This is a genomic window from Streptomyces sp. SID3212, assembly GCF_009865405.1.
In the GTDB taxonomy this organism is placed as follows: domain Bacteria; phylum Actinomycetota; class Actinomycetes; order Streptomycetales; family Streptomycetaceae; genus Streptomyces.
The window spans coordinates 1-24,432 of record NZ_WWJY01000109.1 but is presented as its reverse complement, the minus strand read 5'-3'; the positions used below and the strand labels follow the sequence as shown (position 1 = coordinate 24,432).

The following is a 24,432-nucleotide window of genomic DNA, read 5'->3' as shown; positions in this document are numbered from 1 at the left end:
GGGGCGATGCCGTCGGCCCTGCGGTGGGGCACAGGGGACGCGGTGGACACAGGGGACGCGGTGGGGCGCGGGGGTCGAGCGGGGGTGGGGTCGAGCGGGGTGATGGTCGAGCGGGGTGGCAGTCGAAAAAGGTCGGACAGGGCCCGCAAGGTTCGACGGGGTGGAGTCCGGTGACGCCGGGGAGGAGCCGCGCGATCAGCGCGACGCGCTCACCACACGGGCGATGCCCGCCACCGTCGGGGTGTCGAAGAAGACGTCGAAGTCCACCTCCACACCGAGGGATTCACGGATGCGCGCGGCGATGCGGATGATCGTCAGCGAGTGCCCGCCCAGATCGAAGAGGTCGTCCTCGGGGTCGACGGCCGGCAGGTCCAGCACCTCGCACCAGATCGCGCACAGGGCCTGGACCACCTCGTCCCCGGCGGAAGCCGCCGGGACGGCGGCGGGCGCGGCGGTGGCGGAAGGGGTGAGGGGGAACACTTCCCGTACCGACAGCGCGCGCCGGTCGAGCTTGCCGTTGGGGGTCGTCGGCAGCTCCTCCAGCGTGACGTACCGCTGCGGGCACATCACCGAGGGCAGCGTGCGCCGCAGGTGCGCGCGCAGCGCCTCGGCGTCAGGGGCGTCCGGGGCGTCCCCGGCGGGCACCACGTACGCGACCAGTACGGGACCGTCGGCCCCGCCCTCGTGCAGGACGACCGCCGCCCGCGCGACCGCCGGATGCTCCAGCAGGACCGCCTCGATCTCGCCCAGCTCGATCCGGTGGCCCCGGATCTTGACCTGCTGGTCGATGCGGCCCAGGCACTCCAGTTCGCCGTCCGCCGTACGGACCGCCAGGTCACCGGTGCGGTAGAGGCGCGACCCGGGCGGCCCGTACGGGTCGGGCACGAAGCGGTCGGCCGTCAGCTCGGGCCGGCCGAGGTAGCCGAAGGCGAGGCCGTCCCCGCCGAGCAGCAGTTCCCCGGCCTGCCCGACCGGGACGAGCCGCAGGTGCCGGTCGACCACATGGGCGCGGGTGTGGGCGATCGGGTGGCCGATCCCGACCCGTACCGGATCTGCGGGGATCTCGGCGCGGGTCGACCAGATCGTCGTCTCGGTCGGGCCGTAGACGTTGAACAACCGCCCCACCAGGGAACGGAGTTCGCGCGCCAGCGGGAGGGACAGCGGCTCGCCGCCGGCCAGCGCGGTGAGCCCCGCGAGATCCGTGGTACCCGGTTCCGCCGCCAGGAGTACCTGCCAGCCGGTGGGTGTGGCCTGGGCGTGGGTGACCTTCTCGTCGCGGACGAGCCGGAGCAGGCCGGGTCCGTCGGTCGCGAGGCCGTCGCGGGCGAGCACCAGCCGCCCGCCCGTGACCAGCGGCAGGAACAGCTCCAGCGCCGAGATGTCGAAGGAGAGCGAGGTCAGGCCGAGCCAGACGTGCCCGGGCCCCGAGCCCAGCAGGCCGGCGAACGAACCGAGGAGGTTGACCAGGGCCCGGTGGCCGACCGCCACGCCCTTGGGGCGGCCCGTGGAGCCCGAGGTGTAGAGGACGTACGCGGTGTCCGTCGTCACCGCCCGGGCCTCCGGCTCCCACGTCACCGCCGCGCGGTGCGCCACCGGGAGTGCGAGGTCGTCCAGCAGCAACACCGGTGTGGTGGCGGCGAGTTCGGCGGCCGGCGGCCGGTCCGCGAGCAGGAGGGAGGCGCCGGAGTCGGCGGCGATGAAGGCGAGCCGCTCGGCGGGGTAGCCGGGGTCCAGCGGCAGGTAGGCCGCCCCGGTGAGCAGGACGGCGAGCAGGGCGACGGGGAGGGCGGAGGTACGGTCCAGGTGGACGGCGACCAGATGCCCGGGGCCGATTCCGCGCGCTCTCAGTTCGGCTGCCAGGGACGCCGAACGGGCTTGCAGGGTACGGAAGTCGAGCGTCGCGTCCACGGCGGTGACGGCCACGGCGTCCGGCGTGAGCTCCGCCTGACGTTCCATCAGGTCCACCACGGTCAGGCCGCCCGCAAAGCTGTCCGGGAGCCGGGCGTCCGGTCCGGTTCCCGCCGCCTGCCAGGTCTCGGTGAGGAGGCGCAGTTCGTCCCCGGCCAGCAGGGGCAGGTGGGCGAGCGGGCGGTCCGGTGTGGTGAGCGCGGCGTCGAGCAGGGTGGTGAAGTGTCCCGCGATGCGTTCGGCGGTGTCCGGGGCCACCACGGCGGGGTCGTACTGGAACGCGATCAGCGTGCGCGCGGGCTCCTCCACGACCTGGAGGTTGAGCGGGGAGCGTGCGGCGCGGTGGAAGACGGCCCGGTCGACGCGTGTCCGCGCGCCCTCGAAGTGCGGGTCCGCGCCGGATCTTCGGTAGCTGAAGGTGACCGGGGTCAGGCCGACGCGCGGGCCGAGTCCGCGCGCCACGGCTCCGTACGGGACGGCGCGGAAGCGGTAGAGCGTACGGAGATCCTTGCGCAGCGCCGTGGCGAGGTCGGCCAGTCCGGTGGTGTCGGGGTCCACGGCCGGCGCCCGGACGGGGAGTTCGTTGACGTAGAGGCCGACGGCGTCCCGCTGTCCGGCCGTGCGGGTGGAGAGGGACACACCGACGGCCGCGTCCTCGTTGCCGTACCGCAGCAGCAGCGCGTGGACGGCGGCGAGCAGCAGTTCGAAGACGGTCACCCCGGCTTTGTCGGCAGCCGCGCGCAGGTCGTCGTGCGCGGCTCCTTCGAGCCACCGCTCGACGCTCTCCCCCGCCCCGGCGGCCCTCGGGGAGACCTGGGCGGCCGGTCGGACGCCGGGCAGCAGGACCGGCGCGTCGACCAGACCGGCCGCCGCGTCCTCGCCGTACCACTCGGCGGCTTCCCGTACGGCCGACTCCGGGGGCTCGGCGGACGGCGGTGCGGCGGCGGCCGTAAGAACCGGCTCCTCGCCCCGCACCCGTGCGGTGTACGCGTCCGCCAGATCGGTGAGCAGGACGTCCTTCGAGGTGCCGTCGAAGACGGCGTGGTGGGCGACAGTCAGCAACTCCGCACTGCCGTCCGCGTGTTGGTACAGAGTGGCCCGGATCAGCGGGCCCGTGTCCAGCCGGAAGGGGCGCGCGATCTCGGCCTCGACCCGCTCCGCGTACTCGGCCGTGGTGTCGGTGCTCACGTCGGCCACGGTCAGGGACGGCCGCGAGGGCGCGGGCACCGAGCCGAGGCGGCCGTCCCGCTCCACCAGCGCGCACGCCAGGGCCGGATGACGGTCGACCGTGTCCTCCCAGGCCCGGGCGAGGGCGTCCGGGTCGATCCGGTCGAAGACCGTACGCACCGGCAGGTGGTAACAACGGCCCGCCAGTTCCAGGCGCTCGGTCAGCCAGACGCCGTACTGAGCCGCGCCGGCCGGAGAAAAAAGAGGGGCAACGTTCTGTTCAGGCATCGTCGCTGCTCACTTCTGCCGCGTGTTGCGTGCCGCAATGGTCCAGACCTGTGCAGAGATTGACATAGGAAAATGCAGGCCGTCAAGACAAACCGTGAACTACTCCGACGGCCCCCAACTCTTCATGTTCTGCGGTGATTTGAGGGCCGGGACATTACGGTCCCGGGCGCTGAACGCGGACAGCCGCCCCCGGCGTCACAGGAGTGACGCCGGGGGCGGCTGTCCAGGCCGGCAGCGGGAGGCCGCGCCGGATCAGGCGGGGTGGGAGTGTGGGATCAGGGCGTGCGCGCGGGCCAGGAGCAGCCCTGCCAGACCGTGTTCCAGCCGGAGTTGCCCCCGCCGTCGGTCAGTGCGAAAGTGCCGCCCGGGTAGGGGCAGTTGTAGATCCCGGCCGCCCCGACACCGGTGGCCCTGACGTTGCTGAGCCGCGCGCTGCCCGCGGTCTCCGCCTGGACCGCCACGGTGCCCACCTTGGTGATGGTCGCGCCGTTGATGTTCACGTTCCTGACGGCCTTGCCCGTCCCGCTCCCTGAGACGAACTGGAAGGCGCTGTACGGGCTGTTGTCGAATGTGGTGTTGTTGATGTTGACCGTCGCGTCGATGGCGCTGTCGTACGCGTCGACCCGCAACGCACCGTGCGGGTGTCCCCAGTTGGGGTTCAGCGCGCCGGTCCGTACCAGTGTGTTGCCCGAGACGGTGATGGTGCCGGCCAGCGGGAAGAAGGGGTCGGCGAACTTCTGGTTGGAGATCGCTATCCCGCTGCCCAGGGCGTTGGTGTCCTGGATCTGGTTGTTGCTGACCGTGATGTCACGGCCGCCGTAGATCGCCACCCCGTTGGCCAGGTTCGGCTGCGAGATGGTGTTGCCGGCGAACGTGCTCGACACGTTCGCCGAATTGAGCGACCACATGGCGAGGGAGTCGTCGCCCTGGTTGCGCAGGAAGTTGTTGCGCACCTGGACGCCGTTGGCCCCGCCGTTGAGGTTGAGGCCGTCGGCGGTCGTGTCGAGAATGCGGTTGTTCTCGACCACCAGGTTGTTGTTGTTCCCCATCAGCCAGAAGCCGACCTTGAGGTGCTGGATCCACACGCCGGCGACCACCGAGTTGGGGCCGAGCGAGCCGTTGACGAAGTTGTCGGGGTTGTTGTCGACGCGTTCGGTGACCTCGCCGAGGACGGCGAAGTCACGCAACTGCACCCGCCCGGTGGGGGCGTTGGACTGGTCGATGAAGCGTGACGTGCGGATCACCGAGTGCCAGCTGCCCGCGCCCTTGATCTGGACGTTGTCCACCCCGCTGAGCGACTGCGTCAGCCGGTAGGTCCCTGGCGGGACCCAGACGGTCCCGCCGCGCGCCGCGTTGATCGCGTTGCGGAAGGCCTGGGTGGAGTCGCCCGCGCCGCTGGGGTCCGCGCCCTGGGAGACCACGGAGACGGACCCGGCCGGCGCGGCGGACGCGCCCGCGACCTGCTCGAAGTCGGCGACGTCCACGGTGGTCTGGACGCTCGGGACCAGCTTGACCTTGGCCCCGGCGGCGAGGTTCTGGCCCAGCAGCAGGCGGGTGTTGTCGAAGAAGTGGTGCGTCTTGGCCCCGGCGATCCAGGGGGTGTTGATGTACGAGTACTTCGACGTGACCGGGAGCGTCTTGTTGACGCTCTGCCCGTTGACGTACACCGCGAGGGTGCCGGACTGCCCGTCCGGAACGCTGTAGGCGACGTTGAGGGCGTTGGCGGCGGCGGGGAGGGTGAACTCTACGCTCTGGCCCGCGTTCAGCCGTACCGCCTGGCGGCCCGACGCCTCGGAGGCGAGGGAGCCCTGCGTGTAGTCGGGGCCGATCTTCGTGCCGTTGGTGGTGGCGCTCTCTGCCTCCACGGACCGGAAGGGGAGAGTGGCGCCGGCGGCGACCGCCGCCGGCGCGGCCCCTGTCGCGCCGGTCTTCACGGGTGGGGCGGCCGTCGCCGTGGGGGCGACGAGGACGAGCCCCGTCGCGGCGACCGCCACCGCCGTGGACAACATTGTGGTCATGTACCTGACATGTGCGCGCATGTGCGGATCCTGCACCTTTCTGTGGGGGGTGGAGGCCTGGGCCTCCGCTCGCCGCTCCGCGCCGTGGGACGGCGCGGAGCGGCGAGTGGTCGTACGGGGCGGGCCGCGGGATCAGGCCCGCAGCCAGGCCGCCGTGTCCTGCGGGAGGCGCCCGCCGGTGTCCAGCGGGTTGCTGGTCAGCAGGACGGCCGAGTGGTCCGGCAGGTCCACGGGCTCCGCGCCGAGGTTGAGGACGCAGATCAGGCCGTCGGCTCTCGCGAAGGACAGCACACCGGGCGCCGCGTCCAGCCAGTTCACCGGACCGTCGCCGAAGCCGGGCTCGGTCCGCCGCAGCCGCAGCGCCGTGCGGTAGAGGTTCAGCATCGAGGTGGGATCGGCCGCCTGGAGATCGGCCGCGTACGACGCCCAGGACGCGGGCTGCGGCAGCCACGGCTCGGCCTCCGAGCCGAATCCGGCGTACGGCTCGTCCGCGACCCACGGCAGCGGTACGCGGCAGCCGTCCCGCCCCGGGTCCTTGCCGCCGGAGCGGAAGTGCATCGGGTCCTGGATGCGGTCGAGCGGGATGTCCACCTCGGGCAGGCCCAGTTCCTCACCCTGGTAGAGGTAGACGGCGCCGGGCAGGGCCAGCGACAGCAGCGCGGCGGCGCGCGCCCTGCGGGTGCCCAGCTCCAGGTCCGTCGGCGTGCCGAAGGCCTTCGCCGCGAAGTCGAAGCCGGTGGCCTCGCGCCCGTACCGCGTCACCGTGCGGGTCACGTCGTGGTTGCAGAGCACCCAGGTCGCGGGCGCCCCGACCGGCGCGTGTTCGGCGAGCGTCTCGTCGATCGCGGCCCGCAGCAGCGCCGGGTCCCACGGACACGCCAGGAACTTGAAGTTGAAGGCCGTGTGCAGCTCGTCGGGGCGCAGATAGCGCACGAAGCGCTCGGTGTCCGGCAGCCACACCTCGCCGACGAAGATCGCGTCGTACTCGTCCGCGATGGCCCGCCACGAGCGGTAGATGTCGTGGAGTTCGTCGCGGTCCACGAACGGGTGCGGATCGCCCTCCCCGAAGTCGGGCAGCGCCGGATCCTTGGCGAGCAGCGCCGCCGAGTCGATCCGTACGCCCGCCACTCCCCGCTCGAACCAGAAGCGCAGCACGTCCTCGTGCTCCCGGCGCACGGCCGGATGCGCCCAGTTGAGGTCGGGCTGCTCGGTCGCGAAGAGGTGGAGGTACCACTCGCCGTCGTCCAGGCGGGTCCAGGGGGTGCCGCCGAACTCGGACACCCAGTCGTTGGGCGGGATCTCACCGTTCTCGCCGCGCCCGGCCTTGAAGTGGAACAGCTCGCGCTCGGGGCTGCCGGACCCGGCGGCCAGCGCCGCCCTGAACCAGGCGTGCCGGTCCGAGACGTGGTTGGGCACGACGTCGATGATCGTACGGATGCCCAGCTCACGTGCCTCGGCGATGAGCTTCTCGGCCTCGGCCAGGGTGCCGAACGCCGGGTCGATCGTGCGGTAGTCCGCCACGTCGTAGCCGCCGTCCGCGAGCGGCGACAGGTACCACGGGGTGAACCAGAGGGCCTCGACGCCCAGTTCCACCAGATACGGCAGCCTGGCCCGCACTCCCGCGAGATCCCCGGTGCCGTCTCCGTCACCGTCGGCGAAGCTCCGTACGTAGATCTGGTAGATGGCGGCGTCCCGCCACCAGTTCGGGGCGGCGGGCTCCAGAGGGCTGCCTTCCATGCGATGTTCCTTTCGGGCTGGTGCGTTGGCCCTCACGGCGGTGCCTTCCGTGACGAGACGAGGGTGGTGCGTGGGGAGCTGCGCACCGCCGCGCCGCAGCGGGGACTGAATCGGCGCGGCGGTGCGCAGGATCGTCGGCCCGGCCGGGGGCGGCCGGACCCTGGAGCCTGTCCCCGGTGGTGCGGGACACCGGGGACGCCAGGTGCACGGAGGGACGACGAGGCAGGGGAGAGCTGCCTCACGGTGCGAAGGCTTCGGCAGAGTGAGATGAGGGGGGTGGGACGAACGAGGTGACGCGGTGCGGGACCGATCCTGGCCGGGTCAGCCCTTCGTACTGCCGGCGCTGATGCCGGCGATGATGTGGCGCTGGAACACGAGGAACATCAGCACCATCGGGATACTCGCGATCACCATGGCGGCGATCAGCACCGACAGGGAGATGTTCTGCGACAGCTGGACGAGCGCCACGCTGATGGGCTGCTTGTCGGTGTCCGAGAAGACCATCAGCGGCCAGAGGAAGTCCTGCCAGACCGCGACCAGCGCGAAGATCGACACCACGCCGAGGACCGGCCTGGACATCGGCAGCAGGATCGACCAGAGCGTCCGGAGCTTCCCCGCCCCGTCGATCTCGGCCGCCTCCAGCACGTCACGCGGGATCTGGTCGAAGAACCGCTTGAGCAGATAGAGGTTGAAGGCGTTGGCGACGGCCGGCAGCCAGATGCCCAGCGGGTCGTTGAGCAGGCTGGTGTGGATGAGCGGCAGGTCGGCGACCGTCAGGTACTTCGGTACGACCAGGGCCTGGGCCGGCACCATCAGGGTGGCGAGGATGCCGCCCAGGATGACCTTCCCGAACGCGGGCTTCAGCTTGGACAGGGCGTAGGCCGCGGCCGTGCAGAAGACGAGCTGGAGGATCCAGGCGCCGGAGGCCTGCACCACCGTGTTCCACAGATGCGTGGGGAGGTCCATCAGCTCCCACGAATCGGTGTACGCGCTGAGGCTCCAGGTCTTCGGGATCAGCGTCGGCGGTGTCTGGACGAGTTCGTCCGGCGACTTCATGGCCCCCGTGACCATCCAGTACACGGGGAACAGGAAGGCGAGGACGAAGGCGAGGACGACCCCGGTGAAGACGGTCCAGTAGACCGCCCTGCCCTTGGCGCTCGCGAGGGCGAGCGGGGACACGAGGGTACGTACCGCGGGACTCGCGGAACGTTTCCTGGCCGCGAGGTCGTCGGGAGACACCTCCCGGGGAGGCGGCGCGATCTGGGTCATGGCGCTGCGCTCCTCTCAGTCGTCGGTGCGGGTGAGCCGCAGGTAGAGGGCGGAGAACAGGCCGAGCACGACCAGCAGCATCACGCTCAGCGCGCACGCGCCGCCGAAGTTGTTGTAGAGGAAGGCGTACTTGTAGATCAGGTAGAGGATCGTGACGGTGGAGTTCTCGGGACCGCCCCCGGTGATCACGAAGGGCTCGGTGAACACCTGCATCGTGGCGATGATCTGGAGGAGCATCAGCATCAGGATGATGAAGCGGGTCTGCGGGACCGTCACGTGCCGGATCCGCTGGAAGATGTTCGCGCCGTCCAGCTCCGCCGCCTCGTACAGCTCCCCGGGGATGCCCTGGAGCGCCGCGAGGTAGATGAGGACCGTGCCGCCCAGGTTGGCCCAGGTGGCGACGATCACCAGCGAGATCAGGGCGGTGTCGGCGCCGTTGGACCAGTTCGACGTCGGCAGGTGCAGCGAGCTGAGCACCTCGTTGGCGAGGCCCGCCCCCGGATCGTAGAACCACTTCCAGAGCAGGGCGCTGACCACCGGCGGGATCATCACCGGCAGGTAGACGACAACCCGGAAGAACGACTTCGCGTGCCGCAGCTCGTTGAGGACGAGCGCCATCACGAACGGTACGGCGAAGCCGATCAGCAGGGCGATCAGCGTGAACATCAGGGTGTTGCGCCAGGCCGCACCGAACTCCGGGTCCTGGAAGACCTGGGTGAAGTTGTCGGTCCCCACCCACTCCGGCGCGGATCCGGGGGTGTACTTCTGGAACGCGATGATCACCGCGCGGATCGCCGGGTACCAGGAGAACAGCGCGAAGCAGAGCAGGCCGCCGATCAGGAACCCGTAGGCGCGTGCCTGGTGGGACAGCTTGCGGCGGAAGGGGCTGGGGGCTCCGCGGCCCGCCGGCCGCTGCCCCTTGGTGGGGGGCGGCACGGCGGCGGACCGCTGGGGGACCTGGGCAGTCTTCATCGGAACGTCAGCCTCGCGCCAGAATTCCGTCGATCTTGGACTGGGCATCCTTCAGCAGGTTGTCTATGTTCGCGTCCTTCTTGGTGAGGACCGCGGACACCGCCCCGTCGAGGACGGAGTAGATCTGCTGCGCCTGCGGCGGCTCCAGCTTGAGGGTCAGCGCCTGGCTGCCGTCGAGGAAGGGCTGGTAGTTCTCCACCGGGACGTTGGCGTACTGCTTCTTGAGCTCCTGGTCCTTGCTGTCCGTGGCGCCGGTCCACAGCCGCGGCTCGGGCAGGCCGACCGGGGCCTTCAGGTCGGCCGCGCGCTTCCAGTTGTTGAGACCGGAGCCGGGGGTGTTGGTCTGGAACTCCAGCCACTTCAGGCCGGCCTTGATCTGGGCCGGGGTGTCCTTCTTGTTGAACATGTAGCCGTCGCCGCCCGCGAGCGTGCCCTTGCCACCGGGCATGGGGGCGAGCGCGAGGTCCTCGTACTTGCCGCCCTTCTCCTTGACCAGGATCGGCACGTTGTCCGGGGCGGAGATGTACATGCCGAGCTTGCCGGAGCCCATCATCTGCTGGACGTCGTTGAGGATCAGCAGCTGCTTGGTCCCCATCGAGTTGTCGGTCCAGCGCATGTCCTTGAGGTTCTGGAGCACGGCCTTGCCCTCGGGGGTGTCGACGGCGCCCTTCTTGCCGTCCGGGGTGACCACGTCACCGCCCTGGGAGTAGATCTCGGCGGTGAAGTGCCAGCCGCCCTGGTTCTGGGCGCTGTAGTCGGCGTAGCCGACGTAGCCCTTGCCGAGCGCCGCGATCTTCTTGGCGGCGGCACGGACCTCTTCCCAGGTGGCCGGGGGCGTGTTGGGGTCGAGTCCCGCCTCCGTGAAGAGCTTCTTGTTGTACAGGAGCCCCATCGAGTAGTTGGTGCGCGGGACACCGTAGACCTTGCCGTCCACGCTGTAGACGTCGCGCAGCGACTGCTGGATGTCGCTGTAGCCCTTCATGTCCTTCACGTACGACGTGATGTCCGCGGCCTGGTTGATGTCGACGACGTGCTTGGCGTCGGTGAAGTACGTGTAGAACACGTCCTCCATCTGGCCGCCGGCGAGCTTGGCGTCGAACGTCTTGGGGTCCTGGCAGGGGAACGCGTCACGGCCGACCACGTCGATGTCCGGATTCGCCTTCTCGAACGCCGCGATGTCGTCCTCGAAGCTCTTCCGGTCGATCTTGGCGCTCTTGGGCGGCATGCAGTTCACGGTGATACGTGTCTTGCCGTCCGCGGCGCTGTCATCGCCCGAGCCGCAGGCGGCCAGGCCCGTGAGGGCGAGCGCGGTGGCTATCGCGGTGGTACAGGTACGGCGGAACCCGGAACTTCTCATCGGTGGGACCCCTCTTGGGCAGGAGCGTGGCAAACCAACAGCCGCATCGCTGTGTGGCGGCGCTCACTCAACCACTAACTACGGATGTCCGCAATATGTCGCTCCGATTTCGCAAATACTTGACAGCTGCCTGCATGCGCCGACCTCGCCGCGAGGTCCCTACCCCACGCTTTCGGACCGCACGCCTCGCGGGCCGGCCCGGGGACGTCACCGACCCGCCCGGGCGGCCGGGCGAGGCCACGGGGTGACCCGTACCGACCGGAGAAGCCCCGCCCCCACCTGCCTTCCGAGCCTCAACCGGCCTCCCCGGAAGGGGATTTCAGCCATCCCACCGCGGGTGTGCGGGCTCACATTTCTTGCGGATCCTGCGAGAGCCCGACGCAATTTTTACGCAGATACCGCAAGCGGCTTGCCCCGGGGTGCCGCGGCGGGCGGGAGGCCCGGCAGGCAGCCGTACGGAGAACGACGCAGCGCGGCTAGACCGCCGCCGACCGATCGACGTAGAGGAAGTCCCTCGCGCTCGGAGCGGGTTCCCGGGGGAGCCCGTCAAATGTCTGGCTTTTGCGTCATCCACGTGAAAAGTTGCTGTCAGCGAGGGGGGTCCCATGACAGAACCGGACAAGCGGAACGACGTGAACGACAGGAACGACACGAACGGCCAGGGCGACACGAACGGCCAGGGCCACAGCAACGGACTGGGCGGCCCGGACGGCCGTACGGGCGGGCCGCTGGTGGAGGCGCGCGCCCTGCGCAAGGTCTACCGGCCCAAGGGCGACCGGGGCGAGTTCACCGCCGTCGACGGGATCGACTTCCAGGTCCGCCGGGGCGAGGCGTTCGGCCTGCTAGGCGCCAACGGGGCGGGCAAGTCCTCCACGATGCGCATGATCGCCTGCGTCTCCCCGGCCTCCGGGGGCAGCCTGCGGGTCCTCGGGCGCGACACCGCCACGGACGGCCCGCACATCCGCTCCCGGCTCGGCGTCGTACCGCAGGACGACAGCGTGGACACCGAGCTGACCGTACGGGAGAACCTGCTCATCTACGGCCGCTACTTCGGGCTGCCCCGCAAGGTGATCCGTGAACGCGCCGCCGAGCTGCTGGAGTTCGCCCGGCTCACCGAGAAGGCCGACGAGCGCGTGGAGGCGCTGTCCGGCGGGATGCGGCGGCGGCTGACCATCGCCCGCGCGCTGATCAACGAACCGGAGATCGTCCTGCTGGACGAACCGACCACCGGCCTCGACCCCCAGGCCAGGCACCTGCTCTGGGAGCGGCTGTTCCAGCTCAGGCAGAACGGCGTCACCCTCATTCTGACGACCCATTACATGGACGAGGCGGAGCAGCTGTGCGACCGGCTGGTGGTCATGGACGGCGGCCGGATCGTCGCCGAGGGCTCCCCCGCCGCGCTGATCGAGCGGTACGTCACCCGCGAGGTCCTGGAGCTGCGCTTCGAACGCGCCGAGCACCGGGTCCAGGTGGACAAGGCCCGCGAACTGGTAGACCACGCGGAGGAGTTGTCGGACCGGCTGCTCCTCCACACGGACGACGGCGAGGCCACTCTGGCCGCCGTCCACGCCCGGGGGATCACTCCCGTCACCGCACTCGTCCGCCGGGCGAGCCTGGAGGACGTCTTCCTGACGCTCACCGGCCGCAGCCTGGTCGACTAGGGGGCGCGTCCATGTCCGTCCCCGTATCCACAACGGCCCCCACGCCCAAGGGCGTTCGCCACCACCCCGCCCTGCGCGAGCTCTCCTACTGGCTGCACCTCTGGCGCCGCACGTGGCGCGGCACGGTCGTGATCAGCGTGGCCAATCCCCTGCTGTTCCTGACCGGCATCGGCGTCGGACTCGGCCAGTTGGTCGGCGACCACGCCGATCCCGCCCTGCACGGCGGCTCGTACCTGGCCTTCCTCACCCCGGGCCTCCTCGCCGCGGCGAGCATGCAGAACGCCTTCGTCGACTCCGCCGGCCCCGTCTACGAGTCGGTCAGGCCCGGCGGCCACTACCGCGCGGCGGCGGCCACCCCGCTGCGGCCCGCCGACATCCTGTACGGGCACCTGCTCTACATCCTCGTCCGGCTGACGGTCGGCGCCGCCCTGTTCACGGCCGTCGCCACCGCCTTCGGCGCGGTCGCCCCCACCCGGGCCCCCGCCGTGGTCCCGGCGGCCGTCCTGGCCGGGTTCGCCTTCGCGGCGCCCATCGCGGCCTGGTCGGTGACGGTCGACCGGCAGGCCAGGCTGATGGCCCTGTTCCGCTTCGTCATCATGCCGCTGTACATGTTCTCGGGGGCGTTCTTCCCGCTCTCCCAACTGCCCGACCGGCTGGAGCCGTTGGCGTACCTCTCCCCCCTGTGGCACGGCGTGGAGCTGTGCCGCGCGCTCGCGCTCGGCACCGCCACACCGGGCGGCACCGCGCTGCACACCGGAGTGCTGGCCGCGCTGACGGCGGCGGGCGTCCTGCTGGCCCGGCGCCGCTACCACCGCCGACTCCACACCTGACGCGAAGAAAGGCGGACCGCCATGCCGGCCGCGACCATGGTCGAACGCAATCTCATGATCTACCGGCACACCTGGCTGCTGCTGCTCGCCGAGGTCTTCGAACCGGTCCTCTACCTGCTGTCGTTCGGCGTCGGCATCGGACAGCTCGTCGGCCACATCCCCGGCCTGCCCGACCCGTCCGTGGACTACGCGGAGTTCGTCGCGCCCGCACTGCTCGCCACGGCCGCCATGAACGGCGCGATGAACGAGACGACCTTCAACATGTTCGGCAAGCTGAAGACGGACCGTACGTACGAGTCGATCCTGACGACGCCGATGACGGTACGGGACGTCGCGCTCGGCGAGGTCGCGTGGGCGCTGCTGCGGGGCACCCTGGTGACGGTCGGATTCCTCGCCGTCGTCACGGCGTTCGGCCTCGTCCACAGCCCGTGGGCGCTCCTGGTGGTCCCGGGCGCCCTGCTGATCGGCTTCGCCTTCGCGGCGGTCGGCCTGGCCGTGGTGACGTTCCTGCGCGACTGGCAGGACTTCCAGTTCATCCAGCTGGCGATGCTGCCGATGTTCCTCTTCGCGACGACGTTCTACCCGCTGGGTGTCTATCCGCGCCCGTTGCAGATCGTGGTGGAGTGCCTGCCGCTCTACCAGAGCATCGAGCTGCTGCGCGGCCCGTTCCTGGGCGAGGCCGGTACGGGGCTGATCCTGCCCGCCCTCTATCTGCTCGCGCTGGGCGGCCTCGGCCTGGCGGTGGCCGCACGGCGGCTGGAGGGCATCCTGCGCACCTGAGGGGCGGGCGTGGACAGTGCACGCAATATTTCACGCGCGTTACGAAAGAGTTCGACAAAGATGTCGCCGTTGACAGCGTTGTCGGCCTGGCCGGTGGCCGGGGGCGCCGCTCAGCCGCGGGCCGCCGCCGCCTCGGCCCGCACCGTGGCCCTCGGGGCCTGCGCCGTGGAGCCCCGTACCACCAGCTCCGGCTCGAACAGCAGCTCCCCCGGCGGCACGGCGCCGCCCTGGATCTGCGCGGTCAGCATCTCCACCGCCGCCCGCCCCATGGCCTCGATGGGCTGGCGGACCGTGGTCAGCGGGGGCTCGGTGCAGTTCATGAAGGCGGAGTCGTCGAAGCCGACGACCGAGACCTCGCGGGGCACGTCGAGGCCGCGCCGGCGCGCGGCCCGTACCGCCCCGAGAGCCAGCGGGTCGCTCGCGCAGATGATGCCGGTGACACCCCGGTCCAGCAGGCGTGACGTCGCCGCCTGGCCGCCCTCCAGGGAGAACATGGACCGCTCGATGTACTCGTCGGGGAGCTTCGCCCTGGCGGCCTTGGCGGTCGCGAGGGCCGCCGCCAGCTTGCGGCGGGACGGCACGTGGTCGGAGGGGCCGAGGACCAGCCCGATGCGCTCGTGGCCGAGCGAGGCGAGATGGCGCCAGGCCTGTTCGACGGCGACCGCGTCGTCGCACGAGATGCAGGGGAAGTCGAGGTTCTCGATCGGCGCGTTGATCAGCACCACCGGGATCTTGCGCTCGGCGAGCTGCCGGTAGTGGTCGTGCGGGGCGTCCGCCTGCGCGAACAGCCCGCCTGCGAAGACCACGCCGGACACCTGCTGCTGGAGCAGCAGCTCGACGTAGTCCGCCTCGGAGACCCCGCCCTTGGTCTGCGTACAGAGCACGGGCGTGAGCCCCTGCTGGGCCAGCGCACCCCCGATCACCTCGGCGAACGCCGGGAAGATGGGATTCTGGAGCTCGGGCAGGACCAGGCCGACGAGCCGCGCGCGCTCGCCGCGCAGCTGGGTGGGGCGCTCGTAGCCGAGGACGTCCAGCGCGGTGAGGACGGACTGGCGCGTGGACTGCGAGACACCTGGTTTGCCGTTGAGAACCCGGCTGACCGTGGCCTCGCTGACCCCAACCTTCTTAGCAACCTGAGCAAGTCGTCGCGTCATACACGCAAGACTATCGCAAATGCTGCAAGCGGCTTGCTCCCCAGCGTAAAGAGGCCAGCACGTGCCCGACAAGTGCCCAGCACGTTCCGGGAAAGTGCCGGGGAAGTGCCGCGCAAGCGCCGGCAAGCGCGATGCCGGCCGGATCACTCCGGCCGGCATCACCTTAGGGGGCCCTAGGGGAGGGCCGCTCCACCACCCTCCTACGGGTTGATGATGATCTTGAAGTTGGGCGTCGTGTTCTTGATGTCCACGGCGTTCCCGTTGAGCTTCAGACGGTTGAAGGTGACCTCACCGACCGCAGGACCCTGACCCGCCTCCGGCATCTCGTTCGCCCACAGTCCGAAGCCGGACTTGGCGTCGAAGGCGTCGCCGCTCTTCTTGGCCCCGGTGATCGAGATGTCGTTGAGGATGGTGTCCTTGATCGGGAACTGCGGCTGACCGCCTACGTAGTTGGTCTGGAACATGATGCCGCTGTAGGTCGGATCGACGATGTCGACGTTGTTGATCCGGATCCCCTGGAACACCTTCGAGGCGGAGAACAGCCAGATGCCGGGGAAGGTCTGACTGCCCCAGAAGTGGCCGCCTGCCCTGACGATCGACACGTTCTCGATCGTCGTCGGCTCGGTCCCGAACCCGTTCATCGCGTAGCCGAAGTCCAGCGAGCTGACCGTGATGCCCGAGTAGACGAGCGTGTCCGCGATGTGGATGTTGCGGAACGTGTTGCGGTAGCCGCCGTATACGGCCAGCCCCGCCGCACGCCACACCAGCGTCGCCGAGAGGTTCTCGTAGACGTTGTTGAACATGTCCGCGCCGCCCGCGTCGATCGCCGAGAAGAGGGCGAACGCGTCGTCACCGGTGGCCCGCGCGTCGTTGTTCACGACGTGGTTGTCGGTGCTGCCGTTGGTCATGTTGACCCCGTCGGCGAACGTGTTGCGGATACGGGAGTTGCTGATCGTGATCCGGTCCGCGTTGGCGCCCCAGTAGAGGCAGACGGTGTGTTCGTTCCAGATGTTGTCGATCGTGATGTCGGTGACGTTGGAGAGGTCGAAGACCTTTCCGGGGCCGTCGATGCGCGAGGTGTAGTTGCCGAAGAAGGAGAAGCTCGTGAAGGACGAGCCCTTCGCGGCGGCCTCGACGCGGAAGCCGGCGTCCGTGTTGTCCTGCGTGGCCGGGGCGAAGAACCTGGTGAACCAGGGTCCCGCGCCGATCACCTTCACGGGCTTGCCGTAGACCTGGAACTTGCTGGACGTCTGGTAGTCACCGGCCGGCAGGTAGACGCCGACGAGCTTGCCCGTCGTGTCCATCCGGACCCGGTCCAGGGCGTTCTGGACGTCCTGGTGGGTGAATCCGGTCGGCACGGTGTACGTGGCCGGGTCCGGGTTCGCCACCGCGGTGGCCTGCTCCAGGTTGATGAAGTCGATCGCGTACGTGGTGGTGTTCGCGGCGTCCTTCTGGAGACGGATCTTGCTGCCCGCCGGAACGGTCCTCCCCAGGAGGATGTTGGCCTCGTCGTAGATGTGACGGGGGCCGCCCGCGCCGGGCGAGTTGCCGGGGCCGGTCTCGTTGCCGTACAGCCACGCGTACTTCGACGTGAGGTCGATGGCCTTGAGGAACGTGCCGTCGACGTAGACGTTCAGCGTCGAGTTGATGCCACCGCCGCCCGCGGAGTCCGGGATGGAGAAGCGGGTGACCAGCGTGTTGGTGCTGGCCCTGGTGGTGAACTCCACATAGTTGCCGGTGTTGTTGAGGGTGACGGCCTTGCGTCCCGAGGCCTCGCCCGCGACGTCGCCGACGGTCCGGTTGGGACCGACGACCTGAGCGCCGCCACCGGTGACCCCGTCCTCCGCCTCGTACATGTCGTACGGCATGTTGGCGCCGCGGCCGACGAAGAGGGGCTGGGTGCTGGTGTTGTTGGCGCGCTTGACCGGCAGTTCGTTCGTGTCGTCCGCGAGGACGACCCGGACGGTGTACGAGCCGTTCACGGCGGCCCAGGTGCCGAGACCCACCGTGGCGGAGGTCGCGCCGGGGGCGAGCGTGCCGTTGTAGGCGCCGGTCAGGGTCTTGACCGTGCCGCCCGTGGAGTTCAGCAGCGTCAGCGTGATGCCGTGGCTGCCGGCCGCGGAGGCCACCGTGCCCTGGTTCTTGATCGTCGCCGAGAAGGTGACGGTCTGGCCGGCCGACGGCGAGGACGGCGAGGTGGTGACCGAGGCGGCGACCAGGTCGGAGCTGTCGACCGGGCGCACCACGAGGTTGGTGGCGCCGGTGAAGGTGTTGTTGGTCTCGTTCGACTCGACGACCGCGTTGGCCGGGTCCGCGACCGCGCTGAGCTGGTACGTACCGGAGTCACGCGGTCCGATGTTCGCCGTGACGGTGGCCGAGGCCCCCGCCGCGAGGGCGCCCACCGAGGCGGAGCCGACCTTCGTGCCGCTGAGCCGCAGGTCGACGGTGCTGGCCGGGGCGGCGAGCGCGCCGGCGTTGCGTACCGTCGCCGACACGGTGATCGCGTCGGACTCGACCGGGGACGCCGGGCTGGCGCTGACGGCCGTGACCTGGAGGTCCGGGTTGGGCGCCGGGTCCCCGAGGATCTGGAACTCGGCGACCTGGCCCGCGCCGGAGCCGGTGTTGGAGTTGAACTTCAGCTGGACGTCGGCGACGCGCGCGCTGACCGGGATGGTCACCGAGTTGCCGGTGCCCGGGGTGAAGGTGTAGTCCTTCGCGGCCACCAGGCTGGTGAGGCCCGTGGCGTTCTGCTCGCGGCCGAGCACCTGGATGTTCTGGGTGCGCTGTCCCCAGCCGCTGTCCGGGTTGAGCTTGACGACGACGGAGCTGGTGTCGGCGTTGGAGCCGAGCTTCACCGTGAGGGTGTTGGGGTAGCTGCCGCCCGCGCCCTCCCAGTAGGTGCTCGTGCTGTTGTCGTTGGCGTTCTCCGCGACGAAGGTGAAGACCGAGGAGGACGCGGTGATCGGCTTGCCGACGGCCAGGTTGGTGGCCGTGCCCGGCGTGCCGTTCCTGGTCACGGTGTTGCTGTTGACGGAGACGTTGCCGGCCGCGTCCTTGGCCCGTACGAAGTACGAGACCGTGGCGCCCGCCGACTGGGTGTCCGTGTAGGTGAGGACGTTGCCCGCGACGCTGCCGCGCAGCACGTTGTTGGCGTAGACGTCGTAGCCCGTCACGCCCGTGTTGTCGCTCGCCGCGCCCCATGCCAGGCGGACCTGGCCGGAGGCGGGCTCCGTGAAGGTGAGGTTCGCGGGCGCGGTCGGCGCCTGCGTGTCACCCGAAGCGCCCGCGCGGGTCACGGTGTTGCTGTTCCCGGAGACGTTCCCGGCCGCGTCCTTCGCCCGTACGTAGTACGTGACGGTCGCGCTCGCGGGCTGGTTGTCCGTGAAGGTCGTGACGTTGCCCGCGACGCTGCTGCGCAGCGTGTTGTTGGCGTAGATGTCGTAACCCGTGACGCCCGTGTTGTCCGTGGACGGGCGCCAGGACAGCCGGATCTGGCCGGAGGCCGGTTCCGTGTACGTCAGCTCGGTGGGCGCGCTCGGGGCCGTGGTGTCACCGGTCTCGGGGCCGTAGACCTCCAGCTCGGAGAGCTGGCCGCCGGGCTGCTGGCTGTTGGCCGTGATGAGGATCCGTACGTAGCGCTGGGTGGTGGTGTCGAAGGAGATCGTCACCGAGTTCGCGCCGGCGGAGTTGAACGTGTAGGCCTTGGACGCCGTCAGGTCGGTGAAGGCGCTGTTGTTGGTGCTGCCCTGGACCTTGAGGGTCTGGTCCCTGGCGCCCCAGCCGTCGGGCAGGCGCAGGACCACCTGGTTGACACCGACGGACGAGCCGAGGTCGGCCTGGATCCACTGCGGGAAGGCGTTGTTGTTGCTCTCCCAGTAGGTGGCCTTGTTGCCGTCGTTGGCGTTGCCGGGCCCGTAGACCTGGGTGAAGCTGCTCGCCGTGAGGGTCTTGCCGAGGGCGAGGTTCACCGAGGCCGCCGCGGCGGCGTGCACCTCCAGCTCGGACAGCTGGGCCTTCTTGCCCGCCGAGTTGCCGGTGAAGTCGGCGCGGACGAAGCGCGCCTTGGTGGCGGGGAAGGCGACGGTGACCTTGTTGCCCGCTCCCTTGCTGAAGGAGTACGTGGCGGACGACTTCAGCGTGGAGAAGCTGGTGCCGTCGTCACTGCCCTGGAGCGAGAGGGTCTGCTTGCGGCTCTCCCACCCTGCGGGGAGCTTCAGCGTCACCTCGTCGATCCGCTTGCTGGACCCGAGGTCCGACTGCACCCACTGGGCGGACTTGCCGTTGCCCTCCCAGTAGGTCGACTGGTTGCCGTCCGTGACACTGCGGGCCGTTCCGTTGCCCGTGGTCGCGTTGGCCGCCGCGGTCCGCCCCGCGGCGATGTTGGGGCCGTCGGCCGCGGATGCGGCGAGTGACGGCCAGCCCACCATCAGAAGACTGGTGGCAACGGCGGTGGAGAGGAACCGCCATCTCCGGCGTAGCGATCTCATGGATCCCCGATCTTCGGCCTCGGCGCGGGGGCGGCGAGGGCGCGGCTCTGGCTGCCTGCCTCATCGGCAAGCGTTTCTGCACTGATCAGCGGAGTCTTTTGCGTTTTGCGGTCAGAGAGTTGCAGAGAAATGCGAGTCCGTCCACATCTCCGGCAGAACCAAATCCCTCGGCCCGCCTCCCGAGTTGGTGCCCGGGGCAGGCCAACACCCGGGATCTGGCCCCCGAACAGGGAAACGTAAGTGATCTGCAAACCTTGCAAGATTTTTGCGTGAATGTGGAAATTTCGGAAAGGCCGCCCGGCCCTCTACCGTTCGTACACATGAGCGCCGGACCGATCACCCTGGGGTTGGCGCCGTCGGAGCGACGACGGCGGTTCGGCCGGCCACGCCGGGTCTTCTCCCAGGTACTGCTGATGCAACTGGCCATCGCCGCCGGGGTGACCGTGCTCGCCACCGGCCTCTTCGTGGCCCCCCTCAGCGCGCAGCTGGACGACCAGGCGATGCGCCGGGCCCTCGCGATCGCCGAGACCACCGCCTCCGCGCGGGTCGCCGACGCGCTTCTGGGCTCGCGCCCGTCGAGCGGCGGTCCCGTGCAGGCCGAGGCGGAACGGATACGGAAGGCCACCGGCGCCGAGTACGTCGTGATCATGGACCGGCGCGGGGTCCGCTGGTCGCACACCGACACCCGCCAGATCGGCCGGGTCGTCTCCACCGACCCGGGCAAGGCACTCGCCGGCGAGCACGTCATGGAGATCGACAGCGGCACCCTGGGCCGCTCGGCGCGGGGCAAGGTCCCGCTGCGCGACGACGCCGGGGACATCGTCGGAGCCGTGTCGGTCGGCATCGCGTACGACAGCGTCCGCGACCGGCTCCTCGCCGCGATCCCGGGGCTGCTCGCCTACGCCGGCGGGGCGCTGGCGGCCGGCGCGCTGGCCGCGTACCTCATCGCGAGGCGTCTCCAGCGCCAGACCCATGACCTGGCCTTCTCCGACATCGCGGCCCTGCTCGCCGAGCGCGAGGCCATGCTGCACGGCCTGCGCGAAGGGGTGGTCGCGCTGGACCCCACCGGCCGGATCCGGCTGATGAACGACGAGGCGCAGCGGCTCCTGGGCGTCGGCCCCGAGGCGACGGGCCGGCCGCTGGCGGAGGCGCTGGGCGAGGGACGCACCACCGACGTCCTGTCGGGGCGTGTACGGGGCGAGGATCTGCTGACCGTACGGGGCAGCCGCGTCCTGGTCGCCAACCGGATGCCGACGGACGACGGCGGCGCCGTCGCCACCCTGCGTGACCGTACGGAAGTGGAGCAGCTGAGCCGGGAACTGGACGCGACCCGGGGGCTGATCGACGCCCTGCGCGCCCAGGACCACGAGCACGCCAACCGGATGCACACCCTGCTCGGACTGCTGGAGCTGGAGATGCACGACGAGGCCGCCGAGTTCGTGACCGAGGTGGTCGGCGTGCACCGGGTCACCGCCGAGCAGGTCACCGAGCGGGTCCACGATCCGCTGGCGGCGGCGCTGCTGGTCGGCAAGGCGACGGTCGCCGCCGAGCGCGGTGTCTCGCTGCGGCTCTCCCCGGAGACCTTCCTGCCGGACCGGCTGGTGGACCCGCAGGGCCTCGTCACGGTCGTGGGCAATCTCGTCGACAACGCCCTGGACGCCGCGGCGGGCTCCGAGCGGGCGCGCATCGAGGTGGAGTTGCGGGCCGAGGGCCGTACGGTCGTGCTGTGCGTCTCCGACAGCGGCCCGGGGGTCCCGGACCATCAGCGCGAACTGGTCTTCTCCGAGGGCTGGTCGACCAAGGCGCTGCCGTCCCACGGCAGGCGCGGCCTCGGGCTCGCGCTGGTGCGCAGACTCGCGGAACGGCAGGGCGGCAGCGTGCGGGTGGGTGAATCCGCGGACGGCGGCGCGGAGTTCACCGTGGTCCTCCCGGAGGCGCTGACGCCGGACGAGCGGGCGACAGAACGTGTGACAGCGGGGGAAGAGTGATCGACGTACTGGTCGTGGACGACGACATCCGGATCGTGGAGATCAACACGGCGTACGTGGCGAAGGTGGCGGGTTTCCGGGTCGTGGCCCGCGCCCACTCCGCCGCCGAGGCGCTCGCGCGGCTCGCCGAGCGCCCCGTCGACCTCGTGCTGCTCGACCACGGCCTGCCCGACGAGAACGGGCTGACGGTCGTACGGGAACTGCGGAGGCTGGGCCGCGAGACCGACGTGATCATGGTGACGGCGGCCCGTGACATGGCCACCGTCCAGGCGGCGATGCGGCACGGCGCGGTCCAGTACCTGGTCAAACCGTTCACCTTCGCGGGCCTGCGGGCCAAGCTGGAGGCGTACGCGGCGCTGCGGCGCGCCCTGGAGAGCGGCGGGGAGGCCGAACAGTCCGAGGTGGACCGGATGTTCGGGGCCCTCTCCGCGTCCGCGGTCCCCGCCCTCCCCGCTCTCCCCAAGGGCCACTCCCCCACCACGGCGGAGGTGGTCCGCCAGGTGCTCCTCGGCGCCGGGGGCCCGCTCTCCGCCCAGGAGATCGCGGCGCGGGCGGGCATGAGCCGGCAGACCGCGCAGCGCTACCTCAAGCTGCTGGAGCGGGCGGGGCGGGTACGGCTGACGCTGCGGTACGGCGAGACGGGCCGCCCGGAGCACCGGTACGCGTGGCCGCACGGCTGAGGCCGGCGCGACGGCTTCCCGTCCGGGGCGCGCGCCTCGGACGGCTTCGATTCCGGGGCGCCCGCTCCCGTACCCCCACCGCTCACACCGCTCTCGTATCCCCGCCGCTCACACCGCCCCCGCACCGGTCAGCGACCGCACCTCCGCCTCGGCGTGTTTCGCCGCGTCCGGCGGTTCCGACGAGGTGACCGTACCGATCCAGCCGGCCAGGAAGCCCAGCGGGATCGAGACCACACCCGGGTTCTGGAGCGGGAAGACGTGGAAGTCGACGCCGGGGAAGATCGCCTCGGGGGCGCCCGAGACGACCGGCGAGAGCACCACGAGCAGAACGGCCGGAATCAGTCCCCCGTACACCGACCAGACGGCGCCCCTGGTGGTGAAGTTCCGCCAGAACAGTGAGTAGAGCAGGACGGGGAGGTTCGCCGAGGCGGCGACCGCGAAGGCCAGCCCGACCAGGAACGCCACGTTCAGGTTCTGCGCCAGCAGGCTCAGCCCGATCGCCACCGCGCCGATGCACGCCGCCGCCACCCGCGCGACCGCGACCTCGCTGCGCTGCTCGGCCTGGTCGGCCTGGTCGGCCTGGTCGGCCTGGTCGGTGTGTGCGGCTCGTCTGGCTTGTTTGGCTTGTTTGGCTTGTTTGCGCCGCAGTGACGCGTACAGGTCGTGGGCGACGGACGCCGACGAGGCGAGCGTGATGCCCGCGACGACGGCGAGGATCGTGGCGAAGGCGACCGCCGCGACCACCGCGAACAGAACCGTTCCGCCCGTCGATCCCGCCCCGCCGCCCAGGTCCAGGGCGAGCAGCGGTACGGCGGTGTTCCCCGCCGCGTTCGAGGCCCGTACGGCGTCCGAGCCGACCAGCGCCGCCGCGCCGAACCCCAGGACGATCGTCATCAGGTAGAAGCTCCCGATGAGCCCGATGGACCACACGACCGAGCGGCGGGCGGCGCGGGCGGTGGGCACGGTGTAGAAGCGGGACAGGATGTGCGGGAGCCCCGCCGTGCCGAGGACCAGGGCGAGGCCGAGGCTGATGAAGTCGAAGCGCGCGACCCAGTCCCCGCCGTACTTGAGCCCCGGCGACAGGAACTCCCTGCCGTGGCCGCTGTGCGCGACGGCGGTGTTCAGCAGCGCGTCGACGTTTCCGTGGAAGCGGACGAGCACCAGCACGGTCAGCGCGAGCGCGCCCGCCATCAGCAGCACGGCCTTGACGATCTGGATCCACGTCGTCGCCCGCATCCCGCCGAGCGACACGTACACGACCATCAGCGCGCCCACCCCGACCACGGTCCACGCGCGCGCCGCCCCGCTCGTACCGCCCAGCAGCAGCGCCACCAGACTGCCCGCGCCGACCATCTGCGCCACCAGGTAGAGCACGGAGACGGTGACCGAGGACGTACCGGCGGCGATCCGCACCGGGCGCTCGTCCATCCGCGCGGCGACCACGTCGGCGAGGGTGAACCGCCCGCAGTTGCGCACGAGTTCGGCGACGAGGAAGAGCACCACCAGCCACGCGACGAGGAACCCGACGGAGTAGAGCAGGCCGTCGTACCCGAAGAGGGCGATCACCCCCGAGATCCCGAGGAAGGAGGCGGCGGACATGTAGTCGCCCGCGATGGCGAACCCGTTCTCCATGGGCGAGAACAGCCGGCCGCCCGCGTAGAACTCCTCCGCCGAGCCACGGCGGTGGCGGCTCACCCACGTGGTGATGCCCAGGGTGACCGCGACGAACGCGCTGAACAGCACCAGCGCCAGGGTCTGGTGGTCGCCGTTCACCGCTCCGTCCCCCGCGTCATCTCCTGGGTCTCCCACCGCAGTTCGAGCGCCGCCCGGTCCCGGTGCAGCCGGGCGTGACGCGCGTACGCCCAGGTCAGCAGGAAGGTGGAGAGGAACTGGCCGAGTCCGGCCACCATCGCCACGTTCACCGCGCCCACCACCGGCCTGGCCATGAACTCCGGCGCGGCGGTCGCCGCCACCACGTACGCGAAGTACCAGACGAAGAAGGCGACCGAGGCGGGGACGACAAACCTGCGGTAGCGGCGGCGCACCTCCTGGAAGGCGGCGCCGCGCTGCACCTCCCCGTAGATGTCGGCGGCGCTGTGGCCGGCGGCGCCGTGCCCGGCAGCCGGCGGTCCGTCC

The 24,432-nt window shown here is 70.5% G+C and carries 14 protein-coding genes and 1 pseudogene; 5 read left to right on the top strand and 10 right to left on the bottom strand.

Translation table 11 applies throughout. The annotated features are described in order from the left end of the window. Positions 1 to 195: 195 nt before the first annotated feature. The 6 genes and pseudogenes from GT042_RS03310 to GT042_RS03285 all read right to left on the bottom strand — a co-directional run bounded on the left by GT042_RS03310 (position 196) and on the right by GT042_RS03285 (position 10,716). Complete coding sequence (locus GT042_RS03310; protein WP_161307194.1) at positions 196 to 3,363, bottom strand: non-ribosomal peptide synthetase; 3,168 nt, start codon at positions 3,361 to 3,363, stop codon at positions 196 to 198. A 290-nt stretch (positions 3,364 to 3,653) separates the two neighbouring features. Continuing rightward, a pseudogene (locus tag GT042_RS03305) lies at positions 3,654 to 5,402 on the bottom strand (glycosyl hydrolase family 28-related protein); the annotation flags it as partial. A 111-nt stretch (positions 5,403 to 5,513) separates the two neighbouring features. Beyond that, on the bottom strand, positions 5,514 to 7,118 hold the full coding sequence (locus tag GT042_RS03300) for a glycoside hydrolase family 13 protein (protein WP_161307192.1): 1,605 nt from the start codon (positions 7,116 to 7,118) through the stop codon (positions 5,514 to 5,516). A gap of 321 nt (positions 7,119 to 7,439) precedes the next feature. Beyond that, positions 7,440 to 8,387: a carbohydrate ABC transporter permease gene (locus GT042_RS03295; protein WP_161307191.1), complete on the bottom strand. Its 948-nt coding sequence runs from the start codon at positions 8,385 to 8,387 to the stop codon at positions 7,440 to 7,442. A 15-nt stretch (positions 8,388 to 8,402) separates the two neighbouring features. Further along, entirely contained in the window at positions 8,403 to 9,359 is a 957-nt protein-coding gene (locus tag GT042_RS03290; protein ID WP_161307190.1) for a sugar ABC transporter permease, read from the bottom strand. A gap of 7 nt (positions 9,360 to 9,366) precedes the next feature. Further along, positions 9,367 to 10,716 carry an extracellular solute-binding protein gene (locus GT042_RS03285; RefSeq protein ID WP_161307189.1) on the bottom strand — a complete coding sequence of 450 codons (1,350 nt, stop codon included), beginning with the start codon at positions 10,714 to 10,716 and terminating at the stop codon, positions 9,367 to 9,369. Between the two features lie 605 nt (positions 10,717 to 11,321). Here GT042_RS03285 and GT042_RS03280 point away from each other — a divergent pair. The 3 genes from GT042_RS03280 to GT042_RS03270 are packed head-to-tail and all read left to right on the top strand — an operon-like array spanning position 11,322 to position 13,987. Next, on the top strand, positions 11,322 to 12,377 hold the full coding sequence (locus GT042_RS03280; RefSeq protein WP_161307188.1) for an ATP-binding cassette domain-containing protein: 1,056 nt from the start codon (positions 11,322 to 11,324) through the stop codon (positions 12,375 to 12,377). An 11-nt stretch (positions 12,378 to 12,388) separates the two neighbouring features. Beyond that, positions 12,389 to 13,207 carry an ABC transporter permease gene (locus GT042_RS03275; protein WP_161307187.1) on the top strand — a complete coding sequence of 273 codons (819 nt, stop codon included), beginning with the start codon at positions 12,389 to 12,391 and terminating at the stop codon, positions 13,205 to 13,207. 21 nt (positions 13,208 to 13,228) lie between these two features. Beyond that, entirely contained in the window at positions 13,229 to 13,987 is a 759-nt protein-coding gene (locus GT042_RS03270) for an ABC transporter permease (protein WP_161307186.1), read from the top strand. A gap of 110 nt (positions 13,988 to 14,097) precedes the next feature. Here the strand turns inward: GT042_RS03270 and GT042_RS03265 are convergent, their stop codons facing one another. Further along, on the bottom strand, positions 14,098 to 15,141 hold the full coding sequence (locus tag GT042_RS03265) for a LacI family DNA-binding transcriptional regulator (RefSeq protein ID WP_161307185.1): 1,044 nt from the start codon (positions 15,139 to 15,141) through the stop codon (positions 14,098 to 14,100). Positions 15,142 to 15,341: 200 nt separating this feature from the next. After that, the gene (locus GT042_RS03260) at positions 15,342 to 19,628 is read right to left on the bottom strand and encodes a discoidin domain-containing protein (protein WP_161307184.1); all 4,287 of its coding nucleotides are present in this window, start codon (positions 19,626 to 19,628) and stop codon (positions 15,342 to 15,344) included. A gap of 320 nt (positions 19,629 to 19,948) precedes the next feature. Between GT042_RS03260 and GT042_RS03255 the strand changes: the two genes are divergently transcribed. Beyond that, positions 19,949 to 21,616, top strand: a complete 1,668-nt coding sequence (locus GT042_RS03255) for a sensor histidine kinase (RefSeq protein ID WP_161307183.1) — start codon at positions 19,949 to 19,951, stop codon at positions 21,614 to 21,616. Next, on the top strand, positions 21,613 to 22,296 hold the full coding sequence (locus tag GT042_RS03250) for a response regulator (protein ID WP_161307182.1): 684 nt from the start codon (positions 21,613 to 21,615) through the stop codon (positions 22,294 to 22,296). Before GT042_RS03255 ends, GT042_RS03250 begins: the two co-directional genes overlap by 4 nt. A 108-nt stretch (positions 22,297 to 22,404) precedes the next feature. Here GT042_RS03250 and GT042_RS03245 read toward each other — a convergent pair whose 3' ends face one another. Both GT042_RS03245 and GT042_RS03240 read right to left on the bottom strand, forming a co-directional pair. After that, positions 22,405 to 24,069, bottom strand: coding sequence for a cation acetate symporter (locus tag GT042_RS03245; protein ID WP_161307181.1), 1,665 nt, complete (start codon positions 24,067 to 24,069; stop codon positions 22,405 to 22,407). Then, the coding region (locus tag GT042_RS03240; protein WP_202532293.1) for a DUF485 domain-containing protein at positions 24,066 to 24,432 on the bottom strand (367 nt) is incomplete at its 5' end. The genes GT042_RS03240 and GT042_RS03245, both read right to left, overlap by 4 nt.

Excerpts from the sequence above, each read along its gene's own strand:
- GT042_RS03310 (WP_161307194.1), bottom strand. The coding sequence starts at position 3,363 with ATGCCTGAACAGAACGTTGCCCCTCTTTTTTCTCCGGCCGGCGCGGCT.
- GT042_RS03300 (WP_161307192.1), bottom strand. The coding sequence starts at position 7,118 with ATGGAAGGCAGCCCTCTGGAGCCCGCCGCCCCGAACTGGTGGCGGGAC.
- GT042_RS03295 (WP_161307191.1), bottom strand. The coding sequence starts at position 8,387 with ATGACCCAGATCGCGCCGCCTCCCCGGGAGGTGTCTCCCGACGACCTC.
- GT042_RS03290 (WP_161307190.1), bottom strand. The coding sequence starts at position 9,359 with ATGAAGACTGCCCAGGTCCCCCAGCGGTCCGCCGCCGTGCCGCCCCCC.
- GT042_RS03285 (WP_161307189.1), bottom strand. The coding sequence starts at position 10,716 with ATGAGAAGTTCCGGGTTCCGCCGTACCTGTACCACCGCGATAGCCACC.
- GT042_RS03280 (WP_161307188.1), top strand. The coding sequence starts at position 11,322 with ATGACAGAACCGGACAAGCGGAACGACGTGAACGACAGGAACGACACG.
- GT042_RS03275 (WP_161307187.1), top strand. The coding sequence starts at position 12,389 with ATGTCCGTCCCCGTATCCACAACGGCCCCCACGCCCAAGGGCGTTCGC.
- GT042_RS03270 (WP_161307186.1), top strand. The coding sequence starts at position 13,229 with ATGCCGGCCGCGACCATGGTCGAACGCAATCTCATGATCTACCGGCAC.
- GT042_RS03265 (WP_161307185.1), bottom strand. The coding sequence starts at position 15,141 with ATGACGCGACGACTTGCTCAGGTTGCTAAGAAGGTTGGGGTCAGCGAG.
- GT042_RS03260 (WP_161307184.1), bottom strand. The coding sequence starts at position 19,628 with ATGAGATCGCTACGCCGGAGATGGCGGTTCCTCTCCACCGCCGTTGCC.
- GT042_RS03255 (WP_161307183.1), top strand. The coding sequence starts at position 19,949 with ATGAGCGCCGGACCGATCACCCTGGGGTTGGCGCCGTCGGAGCGACGA.